Here is a 15,500-nt window from a genome sequence, read left to right as displayed (position 1 = left end):
CAAAATGTTAGATGATGTATTAACCCGAATAAAACAGAATCGGTTGTGGGATTTTCCTGGCGGTATTCATCCACCAGAAATGAAACAGCAATCCAATGGCACACAACTTTCCTCATTAAAACAGCCTGAAACCTATTACATTCCGTTGAAACAACACGCGGGTAATGCGGGGCAACTATTGGTACAAGTTGGCGATTATGTGCTGAAAGGACAACCTTTAACAACTGGCGAGAATTATCGTACTCTGCCAGTGCATGCGCCTACTTCTGGTACCATTATAGCAATTGGCGATTATGTATCTTCTCATCCGTCAGGTTTGCCTGAAACTACGATCACCTTACAAGCTGACGGAAAAGATCAATGGCGTGAGCGTCAGCCAATCGAAGATTTTCTCACTGTCCCGCCAGAACAATTAGTGAAAAAGATCTATCAAGCAGGGATCGCTGGTTTAGGTGGTGCTGTTTTCCCTACTGCATCGAAAATCTCTAGCGCAGAAAATAAAACGAAACTATTAATTATTAATGGTGCAGAATGTGAGCCTTATATTACTTGTGATGATCGTCTAATGCGTGATCGCAGCCACGATATCATCGAAGGGATTCGTATCTTGCGTTATATTTTGCGCCCAGAAAAAGTGGTCTTAGCGATTGAAGATAATAAGCCAGAAGCAATTGCTGCAATGCAACAAGCTCTAGCTGGTGCTAATGATATTGAAGTTCGCGTAATTCCAACCAAATATCCGTCTGGTGCAGCGAAACAATTGATTCAAGTGCTAACGGGATTAGAAGTACCTAATAATGGGCGTTCATCACAAATTGGCGTATTGATGAATAATGTGGCAACAGCATTTGCAGTCAAAAAAGCGATTATTAATGATGAACCATTGATTCAACGTGTCGTCACCATAACTGGCGACAAAATTCCACAGCCAAGAAATGTTTGGGTTCGTATTGGTACGCCGATTTATCATCTGCTTAGCCAAGCTGGCTATCAGTATGATGAACGCTTCCCTGTATTTATGGGTGGTCCAATGATGGGCTTTATTTTGCCTAACCTAAATTCACCGGTAACAAAAGTTACTAACTGTTTAATTGCACCAGATCATTTTGAATATCAACCACCACCAGCGGAACGTAACTGTATTCGTTGTTCGGCTTGTTCCGATCATTGTCCATTAAAATTGATGCCGCAACAGCTTTACTGGTTTGCGCGTAGTGAAGATCATAAAAAATCGCAAGAATACAATCTCAAAGATTGTATCGAATGCGGTGTTTGTGCTTATGTTTGTCCAAGCAACATTCCGCTAATACAATATTTCCGCCAAGAGAAAGCGAAAATTGCTGAACTAGATCTAAAAGCAAAATTAGCGGAAGAAGCAAAACTACGCTTTGAAGCAAAACAAGCTCGATTAGAAAGAGAAAAACAAGAACGTGATCGCCGTACACAACAAGCTGCTGAAGCACGACGTGCAGAAATGGCAAAACAACAAGGTGTTGATCCTGTACAAGCAGCGCTAGAGCGAATTCGTCAAAAACAGGCTGCTAATAGCACAGCGGAAAAACCAACCATTAAAACTATTACTAGTGAACATGGCGAAATTTTGCCAGACAATAGTGATATTATGGCGGCACGCAAAGCTCGCAAATTAGCAAAACAAGCGCAAACAGAAAACACTACAACTCAAGCTAATGATAAACAAGCTGCGATTGCTGCGGCAATTGCACGTGCTAAAGCGAAAAAAGCGGCACAAGCTGCTGAACAAAATGCTGTTGCAACAGCAACAACAGCGATTGAAAGCAATACCGTAACAACAGAGGAAACAGATCCACGTAAAGCTGCGATTGCCGCAGCAATTGCGCGAGCTAAAGCGAAAAAAGCCGCACAAGCTGCTGAACAAAATGCTGCTGCAACAGAAACAACAGCGATTGAAAGCAATACCGTAACCACAGAGGAAACGGATCCACGTAAAGCTGCGATTGCCGCAGCAATTGCGCGTGCTAAAGCGAAAAAAGCTGCACAATCTGCTGAACAAAATACTGTTGCAACAGCAACAACAACGATTGAAAGCAATACCGCAACAACAGAGGAAACGGATCCACGTAAAGCTGCGATTGCCGCAGCGATTGCGCGTGCTAAAGCGAAAAAAGTGGCACAAGCTGCTGAACAAAATGCTGCTGCAACAGAAACAACAGCGATTGAAAGCAATACCGTAACCACAGAGGAAACAGATCCACGTAAAGCTGCGATTGCAGCAGCAATTGCGCGTGCTAAAGCGAAAAAAGCAGAACGAGAAGGAAATCATCATAATGTTTAGAATGGCAAGTTCACCACACGTTCATTCCACTAGCTTAACCACCAAAGTGATGCTATGGGTTATTGCTGCAATGATCCCAGCTATCATCGTACAACTCTATTACTTTGGCTTTGGTACTTTAATTCAAATCGGGTTAGCTGTTAGCTTTGCTGTCTGCTTAGAATGGATCGTGACTAAATTGCGAGGTAAACGTAATTGGACTGACCTATCTGATTTAAGTGTTGTATTAACAGCATTAATTTTGGCTGTCGCTATCCCACCATATGCACCTTACTGGTTAATTCTATTGGGAACTTTTTGTGCCGTTATTTTAGGTAAACACGTTTATGGTGGTTTAGGACAAAATCCATTCAACCCTGCGATGGTTGGGTATGCGATTTTATTAGTCTCTTTTCCTGCACAAATGACCGCTTGGGCGTTACCGAATCACTTATTACTCGAACCGACCAGTTTTCGTGATGCTTATTTATTGATTTTCCAAGGAGTGAGCAGCGACGGTTATAGTTTGCATCAATTAACTTCAACCATTGATGGCGTTACCCAAGCAACACCATTAGATAGTGTTAAAACTGGGGTTAAAAATCATCTTGAGTTGAGCAAAATTGCGACTTCACCTATTTTCCAACACACCAATTGGCAGCAAATGCTTACTGTGCCAATGGGCATTGGTTGGTGGCAAGTAAATCTGGCTTTCTTATTAGGTGGTCTATTTTTAATTTGGAAAAAAGTTATTCATTGGCAAATTCCAGTGGCCCTATTAGTAACACTCTCTATCTTTAGTAGCGTCACTTGGTTAATTGCACCGGAAACTTTTCCATCGCCATTATGGCAACTTTTTTCTGGAGCAACGATGTTTGGCGCCTTTTTTATTGCTACTGACCCAGTCACTGCTTCAATTACACCGAAAGGAAAATTATATTTTGGTGTGCTGGTCGGAACCTTGCTCTATGTGATCCGTTTTTACGGTGGCTATCCAGATGGAGTTGCTTTTGCTGTATTACTCAGCAACATTTGCGTGCCTTTAATTGATCACTATACTCGACCACGTCTTTACGGTCGTTAAGGAAAAACAATGGCAACCATAAAACGAACAACAATAAATTATGCCTTAATCTTAGGATTAGTTGCGTTAATCTGTACGCTTGTTACCTTGGGTATTTATCTCCTCACACAAGATCGCATTCAACAGGCGATGGAAAATCAACAACGCCAACTATTATCAGAAGTGCTGCCAAAAAACTTTGCAGATAATAATCTATTAGCCGCTTGCTATCGTCCTAAAGAACAGAGTGGTTTACAAAATATTTCACGTTTATATCTCGCAAAACAACAAGAACAAATCGCAGCTTATCTATTTGAAACTACGGCACCGGACGGCTATTCAGGCGATATTCGGATCTTAGTCGCGGTAACGCCTACCGGCAAAGTGTTAGGTGTCCGCGTATTAGAACACCACGAAACGCCAGGATTAGGCGACAAAATTGAAACTCGTCTATCTAACTGGATTTATGCCTTTACCAATAAAGTCTTCAAAATAGAAGAGAGTGATAAATGGGCGGTTAAAAAAGATGGTGGTGATTTTGATCAATTTGCTGGTGCAACTATTACGCCGCGCGCTGTCGTCAATGCCATAAAAAGAGGCTTAGTGCAATTTTTAGCTAAACCTTTTGTTTTTAATGCTGAACAATTTACCCGTTGCCAATAGTGAGAACCTCATTATGAATCATGGAACATCCATTACTGAAACCCTTCCTGCTGATAACTCACAAACTTCGGTTTGGAAAACCTTATTGTGGCAGGGTGTTTGGAAAAATAACTCTACCTTAGTGCAACTGCTAGGATTATGTCCTTTACTCGCCGTTTCTAATACTGTCGCTAATGCACTCGGTTTAGGTTTAGCAACAATGTTAGTGTTGATTTGCACTAATAGCGTTATTTCGTTATGTCGTCATTTAATTCCGAAAGCCATCCGTATTCCAATTTATGTGATGATCATTGCTTCTACAGTAACTATCGTACAGTTGGTAATGAATGCTTATACCTACTCCCTCTATCAATCACTAGGTATATTTATTCCTTTAATTGTTACTAACTGTATCGTGATTGGGCGAGCTGAAGCTTATGCTTCAAAAAATCCAGTATTGCATTCTATGTTCGACGGTTTTTCAATGGGCTTAGGCATGACATTAAGCTTAGTGGTCTTAGGCGCTTTACGAGAAGCTATCGGCAATGGCACCTTATTTAGCGGTATGGAGAATTTATTCGGTGAATCAGCTAAAGCGCTAAAAATAACGTTATTCCATGCCGACAACCATTTTCTACTAGCCATTTTACCACCAGGTGCATTTCTAGGTTTAGCTGTATTACTTGCCATCAAAAATATCATTGAACGGAAAAAATAATGAATCAGCAAAAACGAATTGAGATTCTGACACGTTTACGTGATGCCAATCCGCATCCTACTACAGAATTACAATACAACTCGGTCTTTGAGCTATTGATCGCTGTAATTCTATCAGCACAAGCAACCGATGTTGGTGTCAATAAGGCAACAGCTAAACTTTTCCCAGTAGCAAATACCCCACAAGCGATTCTCGATTTGGGCATTGATGGCTTAAAAAGTTATATCAAAACTATCGGTCTATATAACAGCAAGGCAGAAAATATTATGAAAACCTGCCGCGATTTAGTTGAGAAATATAATGGTGAAGTCCCTGAATCAAGAGAAGCGTTAGAAGCGCTTGCCGGTGTTGGTCGTAAAACTGCCAATGTTGTGTTAAATACGGCTTTTGGTTGGCCAACGATTGCTGTTGATACCCATATTTTTCGTGTTGCTAATCGCACTGGTTTTGCACCAGGTAAAGATGTCCTCGCCGTAGAAAAAAAATTACTGAAAGTGGTACCGGATGAATTTAAAGTTGATGTTCATCATTGGCTAATTTTACATGGCCGCTATACCTGCGTTGCCCGTAAACCTCGTTGTGGTGCTTGTTTAATTGAGGATCTCTGCGAATTTAAAGAAAAAACAGAATATTAAAAAATCAAGAGAGAAAATATTATGACAACAAAAACAGAAAGACAAACTTGGTCTAGCCGACTGACCTACGTATTAACAGTTGCCGGGGCAACGGTTGGTTTTGGTGCTACTTGGCGCTTTCCTTATTTAGTCGGTGAAAATGGCGGCGGCGCTTATGTATTCCTATTTTGTGTGGCGATGTTATTGATCGGAATTCCAATGATCTTAGTGGAAAATGTGATTGGTCGTCGTATCCGCGTTAATGCCATCGACTCTTTTACAGGTAAAATTAATGGTAAGCCTATTCCCTCTTTCTGGAAACTCGTTGGTTATTTAAGTATTTTAGGCTCATTTTGCATAATGGCATATTATATGGTGCTTGGCGGTTGGGTAATTAATTATATCGTGAGCCTTTTTGGTGGCAGCCTTGATATTAGCCAACCAATTACCGCTGAAATAACAAAAAACTTTTTCCAGACAACGGTAATGGATAATCCAGTATTGATTAGCCTTTACACTTTCATTTTCGTATTAGTAAATTACATTATCTTAGTAAAAGGCGTCATTGACGGTATTGAGAAGTCAGTAAAATATCTAATGCCGCTGCTGTTTATCTTTTTGATCTGTATGGTAATCCGTAACATTACTCTACCGGGCGCTTGGGAAGGAATTGTTTTTTATCTTAAACCTGATTTTTCTAAAATTACTCCTCAATTGTTTGTATTTGTCTTAGGGCAAGTCTTTTTTGCTTTAAGTCTTGGTTTCGGTGTTATTGTTACGCTTTCTAGCTATTTAAAAAAAGGGGAAAACCTAGTACAAACCGCAGTGATTACAGGCTTTGTTAATACAATTATTGCCGTATTAGCTGGCTTTATGATTTTCCCATCATTATTTACCTTCGGCATCGCGCCAAATTCAGGCCCGACATTGGTATTCCAAAGTTTACCGATTGTGTTTTCTCATATGTGGGCAGGTAAATTCTTTGCGATTATCTTCTTTAGCCTATTGCTGATCGCCGCATTAACCACATCATTGACTATCTATGAAGTGATCATTACGGCAATCCAAGAGAAAACTAAAATTAATCGTCGTTTAGCAATTTTAATAGTCTTAGGTGCGATCTTCATCTTAGGTAACGTACCCTCTATTCTTAGTTATGGTCCATGGCATGATATTCGATTATTTGGCAAAAATATCTTTGATGCCTTTGATTTTATTAGTGGCAATATTCTATTTATGCTAACTGCACTATGCTGTGCGATCTTCGTCGGTTATGTAATGAAAGAAGAGGCCAAACGAGAATTACGTTTAGCGGAAAATTCTAAATTAGCAAGTTGGTGGTTCAACTATGTTAAATATGTTGTGCCATTGGTGATTATTGTGATTTTTATCAGCAATCTGATCTAACTATTTCATTGCATTAAAAAAGGAAGAACCAAGTTCTTCCCAGACTGCTGACAAACCTAAATTTTGTCAAAAACTTCTATAAAATAGCTTTGGGGTCCCTCTTACTCTTGCCCGAATGCAAATAAGATTTTCAGGCAAAAAAAGCTGTCAATTTTTCGAGCTGGCGAGAAAAATCTCTTTTTTTGCCGCCCGGAAAATCTTATTGGAATGAGGATTAGCAAGAGTGCGAGGGTGTATTTCTTTTGCCTACTTTTCTTTGGACATACAAAGAAAAGTAGGTCGCCCTTTAGGGCGAAACCTAAATTTTAGATAAGAAATAATTTAGCTAAAAGTTTTATCATTGACTTTGTCAATAAACTGGGAAGAACCAAGTTCTTCCTTTTCAACATATCCCAATAATACCTAATTATTGCAATAACGAAATATCCGCAACTTGCAAGAATAGCCCTTGCAAAGTATTTAAAATCGCCAAACGGTTCTGACGCAATTTAGCATCCTCTGCATTAACCATCACATTATCAAAGAAATTATCCACGCTTTCACGTAAGTCCGCGAGTTGATCTAGTGCTGTTTGATAATCACCTTTTGCAAATAACGGCTGTAATTCACGTTGTAATTCTAAGACACGTTCAGCAAGAGTAACTTCTTGCGCTTCTTGGCATAAAGCAAGATCGATGTGTTGCGGTAATTCTCCTTCCACTTTTGACAAAATATTTTGCACACGTTTATTTGCTGCAGCTAACGATTGCGCTGCTTCAAGGGTACGGAAATGACTTACCGCTTTCACACGTGCATCAAAATCAGCCGGTTTGGTTGGACGACACGCTAATACCGCTTGAATAGTATCAATTGCATAACCTTCATCTTGATACCAAGCGCGGAAACGACCTAGGATAAAATCAACCACTTCAGCAACTACCGCTTTATTAGTGAGTTTATCACCATAAAGTTGTGCTGCTTTTTCAGTTAAATCAACTAAATCCAATGGTAAATTTTTCTCTACAATAATACGCAATACCCCTAATGCGGCACGACGTAATGCAAATGGATCTTTATCCCCTTTTGGATGCTGACCAATACCGAAAATTCCCACTAAAGTATCGAATTTATCTGCTAATGCCACTGAACACGCTACTAAGCTACGTGGTAATTCATCACCAGCAAAACGTGGCATATATTGTTCATTTAATGCAACCGCCACTTCTTCATCTTCGCCATCGTGACGCGCATAGTGCATTCCCATTACACCTTGTGTATCGGTAAATTCAAACACCATATTAGTCATCAAATCGCATTTTGATAATAAACCTGCACGTTGTGCTTGTTGCACATTAGCGCCAATTTGTTGTGCGATTTCACCGCTTAATTTTTCAATACGTTGGGTTTTATCAAATAGCGTACCTAATTGTTGTTGGAACAATACGGTTTGCAAACGTGGTAAGTTATCTTCCAAACGTTGTTTTAAGTCTGTTTTAAAGAAGAATTCCGCATCACTTAGACGTGGGCGTACGACTTTTTCATTTCCTTGAATAACTGAGCTTTGATCTGCTGGGTTAATATTAGAAACAAAAATGAAGTGTGGTAACAACTTGCCATTTTGATCATAAATTGGGAAATATTTTTGGTCGCCTTTCATTGTGTAAACTAAAGCTTCCGCCGGCACAGCTAAGAAACGTTCTTCAAATTTTGCTGTCATTACGACCGGGAATTCAACCAATGAAGTTACTTCTTCTAATAGATCTTCTTCAATATCTGCAATACCGCCTACTTTCGCAGCAGCTTGTTCTGCATCACGACGAATAATCGCTTTACGTTCCGCAAAATCCGCAATTACACAACCTTTTTCCGCCAACAATTGTGGATATTGATCTGCATTATCAATAGTAAATTCAGCTTCACCTAAGAAACGGTGACCACGAATAGTGCGAGCACTTGCCACACCAAGAATCGTACCTTCGATTAACTCATCACCAAATAGTAATGTTACTGTATGCACTGGACGAATAAATTGTTCGCTTTTATCGCCCCAACGCATTGGTTTTGGAATTGGTAATTTTGCTAATGCCGCTGCTACTAAATCAACTAACAGTGCTTTTGTTGGTTTACCTTGCTCAACGCTGCGATAAAGTAACCATTCGCCTTTATCGGTGCTAACACGTTCCGCTTGATCAACTGTAATTCCACAACCTCTTGCCCAACCTTCTGCCGCTTTAGTCGGTTTACCTTCTGCATCAAATGCTACTGATACGGCTGGACCACGTTTTTCAATCGTTTTACTTGGTTGTTCAGTAATTAAGTTATGTACTTTCACTGCCAAACGGCGTGGTGCCGCAAACCATTCCACTTTATCAAAAGTTAAACCTGCATTATTTAACTCCGCAGTGAAATTATCTGCAAATGCCACCGCTAATTTTTTCAGAGCTTTCGGTGGTAGCTCTTCAGTGCCGATTTCGGCGAGGAAGTTTTGTGTTGTCATCTTATTGTTCTCTAATAACAAATATATCTATATCTTATGGAAAAACTTGTTTAAAATTTTCAGACCAAATTTTAGGATTTAAAGGTCTTGTACAAAAACCTTTCGTTTTATCATTTGCAATCATCATTGCATCTTTCGCTTTATCCTCTCTTTCAAAGGATTTAATTTGAATCTGTTGCTTATCAGTTATCCCTGAAAGTTTTCTTTGTTTAATTTGTTCAACAAATCGCTGTGCAATTTGTTTTAATTCAGCATTCTTTTCAATTTCTTGTTTAGCCAGATAATTACTTTCATTTTGAACATTAATCACATTTTCAATCTTAATTATGATCTCATCATTAACTAATGCCCATTTTCCAATCATTGCATAGCTGTAATACAATATGCTCAGAAACTTAGCATCAGGCAATTCCTTTGCTGGAAACATTAACATCGAAAAAATCTGAGCTGTTCCATTCTTATCTAAACGATAATCTGCTAAAACTTTTGCATTATGATCTTTATGTTCAATTTGGCAATGCCAATCACCATAAAGATCTTTTACACTGTATTGCACACTTTTCGCACTCACAAAAGAACTGATCAAAAGTAAAAAAGAAAAGATAACTTTCTTCATTGTATATCTCCAAGTCTTATTGAGGCTCATATCGATATTCCACTATCGATATTGGTTTAGCGAATTTATCACTTGTAATAATCAAACTTTTATCAATGCCGTTGTAATTCACGATTACGCTTTTGGCGAAAAATAAACTGCAAGTCGCTCAGTATCTAAAATCACATCATCGCCAACAACTAAAGCTGGAACACCAGCATAACCATTCGCTTTCACTGAATCGAAAGCTGAATGTTGATCACGTAAACGTAAAAAACGTTTCAGATTTGCCATACTCTCCAAAATACTAACGCTTTCATATTCCACATTTAAGCGGGATAACTCTGCTACAAAAGGCGCTGTATCAGGGCAAAGATGGGCAAAAAATAAAACCGGTTTTGTCATTTTGATCATCCTAAAATTGTTTATGCTGTTGGTTTTGTTGCTTGCAAGCAAGGATATTTCTCATCCATTTTCGCTGCCCATGCGACTAATTTAGGAAAATGTTCCGCTAAATTAAATCCGGTATTTTCTAAACGGAATGTCCACCAATCAATTAAACAGACGGCACTTAACGTACCAATATTTAATTCATCACCAAACTGAGCAAGCTTTTCTTCAAGCTGCACAAAACTACGGATATTTCTTTCCATTAGTTGTTGGTGCCTTGCTGTCCACCACTCATTTTCAGGGCGAAAACGACGTTCAGCCACAATAGTCGGAGTGGTATTTTCCAAAATACCTTCTACTAACGCATGGAGTGCCAATACTTGCCAGCGTTTACCATTCATTGGAAATAATGTCGGTTGTGAACCGATACTATCCAAGTATTCACTAATCAATAAACTCCCAAACAGCCATTCACCATTTTCCATCTGTAAAGCAGGGATTCTGCCTAATGGATTATCTTTATTATGAGGAGAGTTAGGATCAAATGAGTTGGTGATTTTTAATAATTCAATCTGATCTTCGAGTTGATGATATTGTAATGTTGCTCTTGCTTTACGAGCGAAAGCACTTGTTGTGGAATACCAAAGTTTCATCTTCATTCTCCTCATAATTAAAGGGTTAGAAATTATTTTTTGCAACCAGGGAAACCTAATGCTTCACGACTTGCATAATAGGCTTCGGCAACGCCTTTCGTTAGTGCACGAATTCGTAAAATATAACGTTGGCGTTCAGTTACTGAAATCGCTTTACGTGCATCTAGTAAGTTAAAACTATGTGCAGCTTTTAAAATTCTTTCATAAGCCGGTAATGGTAATGGTTTCTCTAAAGAGAGTAAGTATTGTGCTTCTTTTTCATATTGCTCAAAACATTTAAATAAGAAGTCAACATCAGCATATTCAAAGTTATATGTTGATTGCTCTACTTCATTTTGATGGAACACATCACCATATGTTGTTTTACCTAATGGCCCATCTGACCAAACAAGATCATAAACACTGTCCACACCTTGAATATACATTGCTAAACGTTCTAAACCATAGGTAATTTCACCTGTTACTGGTCTGCACTCCAAACCACCAACTTGTTGGAAATAAGTAAATTGTGTCACTTCCATACCATTTAGCCACACTTCCCAACCAAGCCCCCATGCACCTAAAGTTGGATTTTCCCAGTTATCTTCAACAAAACGGATATCATTTTGGGTTGGATCAAAGCCAAGCATTTTTAACGAACCTAAATAAAGTTCTTGGATATTGTCTGGTGAAGGTTTAATTACTACTTGGAACTGATAGTAGTGTTGTAAACGGTTTGGATTTTCCCCATAACGACCATCAGTTGGACGGCGAGAAGGTTGTACATAAGCAAATGCCATTGGTTCTGGGCCTAATGCGCGTAATGCCGTCATCGGGTGCGATGTCCCTGCACCAACTTCCATATCAAACGGCTGCACAATCGTACAACCTTGTTCTGCCCAATATGCTTGTAACGCCAAGATCATGCCTTGGAATGTTTTGATATTAAATTGTGTAGTCATAATAAAATCTTCGATCAGTTTACATAAATTCGCATATTCTACTTGATTTTTATTGGATTGAGTAGGCTAAAGCAGCTAGCATCCTCTGATTTTTATATGCTGTTTTAATCCAGAATACTTCTAACAAAAAGTATTTTTGCGCAGATTATCTTCACCATTTTTTTAATTTTTAAATACAAACAACATTGAATAAAAATCTACCATTTTCTGCACAAAAAACATTCTGCAAAAACTAAGAAAAAATAAACTTTGGAGCAAAATTAATGTTATAATAAAAATAATGAAGTTTTATTTTAAAATTTATCCATTAAACAAGGAGCCATCTTATGCGTCTTATTCCATTACAAAATGATCAACAAGTTGCTAAATGGGCAGCTCGCCATATTGTCGATAGTATCAATCGTTTTGCTCCAACTGCAGAACGTCCTTTCGTTTTAGGTTTACCAACTGGCGGTACCCCACTCGCCACCTATAAAGAGTTAATCAAACTTTATCAACAAGGGGAAGTCAGTTTTAAACACGTTGTTACGTTTAATATGGATGAATATGTAGGATTACCAAAAGAACATCCTGAAAGTTATCACTCTTTTATGTTCAATAACTTCTTCAATCATGTTGATATCCAACACGAAAATATTAATATTCTTAACGGCAATACTGATGACCACGATGCAGAATGCCAACGTTATGAAGATAAAATTAAATCTTACGGGAAAATTCATTTATTTATGGGCGGTGTAGGTGAAGATGGTCATATCGCATTTAATGAACCAGGCTCATCTCTATCTTCTCGTACCCGTATCAAAACATTAAATGAAGATACCCTGATTGCGAATTCACGTTTCTTTAATAATGATATTAACCAAGTACCAAAATATGCATTAACCATTGGTGTTGGTACATTATTAGATGCTGAAGAAGTAATGTTATTAATCACTGGTTATCGTAAAGCCCTAGCATTACAAGCTGGAGTTGAAGGAGCAGTAAATCATCTTTGGACAATCAGTGCATTACAAATGCATAGTCGTGCAATTTTTGTTTGTGATGAAGCCGCTACCCAAGAATTAAAAGTGAAAACTGTCAAATATTTTAAAGAATTAGAATCACACGCTATTCACAGTGTAAGAGAATTAAAATGAAACAATATGCATTAACTAACTGCGTTATCTATACTGGCTCTCAAGTATTGTATGATCACGCAGTTATCATCAACGAAGACAAAATTGAAAATATCGTAAAACACCAAGATCTCCCTACAAATCTTGAACAAGTTGATCTAAACGGTGCTAACTTATCTGCTGGCTTTATTGATCTGCAACTTAATGGTTGTGGTGGAGTAATGTTTAATGATAATTGCTCTGTTAAAACCTTAGAAATTATGCAGGCAACCAATCTCAAATCAGGAACAACTAGCTTTTTACCTACTTTTATTACTGCACCTGATGAAGAAATGAAACGCGCTATTACCGTAATGCGTGACTATTTAGCGAAGCATAAAAATCAAGCATTAGGCCTACATTTGGAAGGCCCTTATCTCAGCAAAGAGAAAAAGGGTGTCCATCGCGAAGAGTTTATTCGTGAAATTTCTGATGAAATGTTAGCGTTCTTATGTGATAACGCAGAAGTTATTAGCAAAATAACTATTGCAGCAGAAAATCCAACCGCTGACTTTATTCCACAATTTATTGATAAAGGAATTATTGTTTCGATTGGTCACTCTAATGCAAGCAGTGAAGTCGCAAATCAACGTTTTGCTCAAGGTGCTACCTTTGCAACTCACTTACATAATGCAATGTCTCCGGTTTCCTCTGGTCGAAATATGGGAGTAGTGGGTGCTGTGTTAGATAATCCTAATGTTTATACTGGCATTATCGTAGATGGCTTACACGTCACTTATGGTAATGTGCGTATCGCTAAACAGTGTAAACAAGACAAATTATGTTTAGTCACTGACGCTACTGCCGCAGCAGGGGCAGATATTGAATCATTCCAATTTGTCGGTAAGACTGTCTATGTCCGAGATCATAAATGTTATGATGCTAATGGCACTATTGGCGGTTCAGCAGTCACAATGATCGAAGCCATTCAAAATTGTGTAAATGAAGTTGGTATCAATTTAGACGAAGCAATTCGTATGGCAACATTATACCCTGCAAGAGCAATTCGTGTTGATCATCAACTAGGCAGTATCGAAGCCGGTAAGATTGCAAATCTTACTGCGTTTAACCACAAATTTGAGGTATTAGGTACCGCTGTTAATGGTAAGTGGTTATTTAATTAATACTTTTCTATATAGATTGTGATGAATAAATCTCATCACAATCTTTCTCTTTTCTATGGTTTTTCCTCTATCTATTCATTAAATTTGTAAAAAAATGAACAAATTGTCTATTCTCTATGCGAACAAGCTAAAAAATCTTTTTTTCTAAAAAAAGTTGTTGACGAGGGTAGGATATATCAGCATAATTAGCGCCGCAAAAGCGAATGGCTACGTAGCTCAGTTGGTTAGAGCACAACACTCATAATGTTGGGGTCACAGGTTCGAATCCCGTCGTAGCCACCAGTTAGCGGGAATGGCGAAATTGGTAGACGCACCAGATTTAGGTTCTGGCGCCGTGAGGTGTGTGGGTTCAAGTCCCTCTTCCCGCACCATTTTAAGTTGGGGTATCGCCAAGCGGTAAGGCACCGGGTTTTGATCTCGGCATCCCTAGGTTCGAATCCTAGTACCCCAGCCATCTCTTTTAAATCAATTATTTTCCCTGTTGGGGTATCGCCAAGCGGTAAGGCACCGGGTTTTGATCTCGGCATCCCTAGGTTCGAATCCTAGTACCCCAGCCATCTTACTTCCTTTGTTATTACCATTTTCACTTTACAACGTTATTACATCATTTCCGGATCTGGATACTGATAAACAAAATCCAATTCATGACAAATTTTATTAGCTGCAATAATCCGTTCCATCACATTATCGTCTTCGTTGAAATGCGGTAATGGTAAGGCTAACTTTTCTGCCGCTTTTGTATAAAAATCTTTTCTCATCGGATGTACCGGCGCCACTAAATTAAAACAACGTTGATAAGTTGGCGTTTCCAATAATAATTGAATAGCACGCAGACAATCGGTTAAATGCACTAAATTTACCGTTTGCAAACCACCTGATAAATTCTCTTTGCCAGATAAATGATGAACAGGGTGACGATCTTCACCAACTAAACCACCAAAACGGATAATATCGACATCAATATCTTTTAATTCTAATAAACGTTGCTCAATTTCTAATAATGCTTTACCCACATCAGAGGTTGGTGTCGGCAAATATTCTTCATCAAACACACCAGAGATCATCGGATAAACAGAGGTTGAGCTAATAAAGACAATATGCTGCACATTATGCAGTAGCGCTTCCGTCAATAAGTTTTCTATACCTAATACATAGCTATTTAAATCAAAGAAGTATTCACTCGGTGGGATATTGATAACAAGACTATCAACATTTAGTAAGGCTTCAAGATCATCAGGATCGGCATTCACTTCTGGGGTCAATTCAAGATAGTAACTTTCAACACGCTGTAAACGCATTCGTTCCACACCTTCATGCGTTCGTTTACTACCTTTGACTTCCCAGCCCAAACTCTGTAAATAACGAGCTAAAGGAAATCCAAGCCAACCTAATCCAATAATAGCGACACTTTTCATATCTATTTTATT

At 38.6% G+C, this 15,500-nt stretch carries 14 protein-coding genes and 4 tRNA genes; 12 read left to right on the top strand and 6 right to left on the bottom strand.

Going from position 1 to position 15,500, the window contains the following annotated elements; all coding sequences use genetic code 11:
• The first annotated feature begins 4 nt into the window (after nucleotides 1-4).
• Genes rsxC through NYR30_RS01755 form a run of 6 tightly spaced genes read left to right on the top strand, consistent with a single transcriptional unit; the run spans nucleotide 5 to nucleotide 6,737 of the window.
• Entirely contained in the window at nucleotides 5-2,314 is a 2,310-nt protein-coding gene (gene rsxC / locus NYR30_RS01780) for an electron transport complex subunit RsxC (RefSeq protein ID WP_302501730.1), read from the top strand.
• Nucleotides 2,307-3,377, top strand: coding sequence for an electron transport complex subunit RsxD (rsxD, locus tag NYR30_RS01775; RefSeq protein WP_066106545.1), 1,071 nt, complete (start codon nucleotides 2,307-2,309; stop codon nucleotides 3,375-3,377). Before rsxC ends, rsxD begins: the two co-directional genes overlap by 8 nt.
• A gap of 9 nt (nucleotides 3,378-3,386) precedes the next feature.
• The gene (gene rsxG / locus NYR30_RS01770) at nucleotides 3,387-4,019 is read left to right on the top strand and encodes an electron transport complex subunit RsxG (RefSeq protein WP_302501729.1); all 633 of its coding nucleotides are present in this window, start codon (nucleotides 3,387-3,389) and stop codon (nucleotides 4,017-4,019) included.
• Between the two features lie 13 nt (nucleotides 4,020-4,032).
• Entirely contained in the window at nucleotides 4,033-4,716 is a 684-nt protein-coding gene (locus NYR30_RS01765; RefSeq protein ID WP_066106538.1) for an electron transport complex subunit E, read from the top strand.
• Nucleotides 4,716-5,351: an endonuclease III gene (gene nth / locus NYR30_RS01760; protein WP_066106533.1), complete on the top strand. Its 636-nt coding sequence runs from the start codon at nucleotides 4,716-4,718 to the stop codon at nucleotides 5,349-5,351. The genes NYR30_RS01765 and nth overlap by 1 nt, the downstream gene beginning before the upstream one ends.
• Before the next feature lie 21 nt (nucleotides 5,352-5,372).
• Nucleotides 5,373-6,737, top strand: a complete 1,365-nt coding sequence (locus NYR30_RS01755) for a sodium-dependent transporter (protein WP_302501726.1) — start codon at nucleotides 5,373-5,375, stop codon at nucleotides 6,735-6,737.
• A gap of 406 nt (nucleotides 6,738-7,143) precedes the next feature.
• Here the strand turns inward: NYR30_RS01755 and glyS are convergent, their stop codons facing one another.
• From glyS to glyQ, 5 genes are all read right to left on the bottom strand, one after another.
• On the bottom strand, nucleotides 7,144-9,213 hold the full coding sequence (gene glyS, locus NYR30_RS01750) for a glycine--tRNA ligase subunit beta (protein ID WP_302501724.1): 2,070 nt from the start codon (nucleotides 9,211-9,213) through the stop codon (nucleotides 7,144-7,146).
• 34 nt (nucleotides 9,214-9,247) lie between these two features.
• Nucleotides 9,248-9,829, bottom strand: a complete 582-nt coding sequence (locus NYR30_RS01745) for a hypothetical protein (protein ID WP_302501723.1) — start codon at nucleotides 9,827-9,829, stop codon at nucleotides 9,248-9,250.
• A gap of 114 nt (nucleotides 9,830-9,943) precedes the next feature.
• Entirely contained in the window at nucleotides 9,944-10,213 is a 270-nt protein-coding gene (locus NYR30_RS01740; RefSeq protein WP_302501721.1) for a hypothetical protein, read from the bottom strand.
• A 20-nt stretch (nucleotides 10,214-10,233) separates the two neighbouring features.
• Complete coding sequence (locus NYR30_RS01735) at nucleotides 10,234-10,851, bottom strand: glutathione S-transferase (protein ID WP_302501719.1); 618 nt, start codon at nucleotides 10,849-10,851, stop codon at nucleotides 10,234-10,236.
• A 32-nt stretch (nucleotides 10,852-10,883) separates the two neighbouring features.
• Complete coding sequence (gene glyQ / locus NYR30_RS01730) at nucleotides 10,884-11,792, bottom strand: glycine--tRNA ligase subunit alpha (RefSeq protein ID WP_065237861.1); 909 nt, start codon at nucleotides 11,790-11,792, stop codon at nucleotides 10,884-10,886.
• 326 nt (nucleotides 11,793-12,118) lie between these two features.
• Here glyQ and nagB point away from each other — a divergent pair, with 326 nt between their 5' ends.
• The 6 genes from nagB (at nucleotide 12,119) to NYR30_RS01700 (ending at nucleotide 14,630) form a co-directional block, all read left to right on the top strand.
• Nucleotides 12,119-12,931, top strand: coding sequence for a glucosamine-6-phosphate deaminase (nagB, locus tag NYR30_RS01725; RefSeq protein ID WP_065237862.1), 813 nt, complete (start codon nucleotides 12,119-12,121; stop codon nucleotides 12,929-12,931).
• Nucleotides 12,928-14,073 carry an N-acetylglucosamine-6-phosphate deacetylase gene (nagA, locus tag NYR30_RS01720; protein WP_302501714.1) on the top strand — a complete coding sequence of 382 codons (1,146 nt, stop codon included), beginning with the start codon at nucleotides 12,928-12,930 and terminating at the stop codon, nucleotides 14,071-14,073. Before nagB ends, nagA begins: the two co-directional genes overlap by 4 nt.
• Before the next feature lie 205 nt (nucleotides 14,074-14,278).
• A tRNA-Met gene (locus NYR30_RS01715) sits at nucleotides 14,279-14,355 on the top strand.
• A 4-nt stretch (nucleotides 14,356-14,359) separates the two neighbouring features.
• Nucleotides 14,360-14,444 (top strand) — tRNA-Leu (locus NYR30_RS01710).
• 8 nt (nucleotides 14,445-14,452) lie between these two features.
• Nucleotides 14,453-14,527: transfer RNA gene (locus NYR30_RS01705), tRNA-Gln, on the top strand.
• A gap of 28 nt (nucleotides 14,528-14,555) precedes the next feature.
• Nucleotides 14,556-14,630 (top strand) — tRNA-Gln (locus NYR30_RS01700).
• A 42-nt stretch (nucleotides 14,631-14,672) separates the two neighbouring features.
• Here the strand turns inward: NYR30_RS01700 and NYR30_RS01695 are convergent.
• The gene (locus NYR30_RS01695) at nucleotides 14,673-15,488 is read right to left on the bottom strand and encodes an SDR family oxidoreductase (protein WP_066106510.1); all 816 of its coding nucleotides are present in this window, start codon (nucleotides 15,486-15,488) and stop codon (nucleotides 14,673-14,675) included.
• Between the last annotated feature and the right edge of the window lie 12 nt (nucleotides 15,489-15,500).

It is taken from the genome of Gallibacterium salpingitidis, assembly GCF_030517105.1.
In the GTDB taxonomy this organism is placed as follows: Bacteria; Pseudomonadota; Gammaproteobacteria; order Enterobacterales; family Pasteurellaceae; genus Gallibacterium; species Gallibacterium salpingitidis.
Note: the sequence above shows the minus strand (reverse complement) of the source record. Positions and strands in the feature narration are given on the sequence as shown.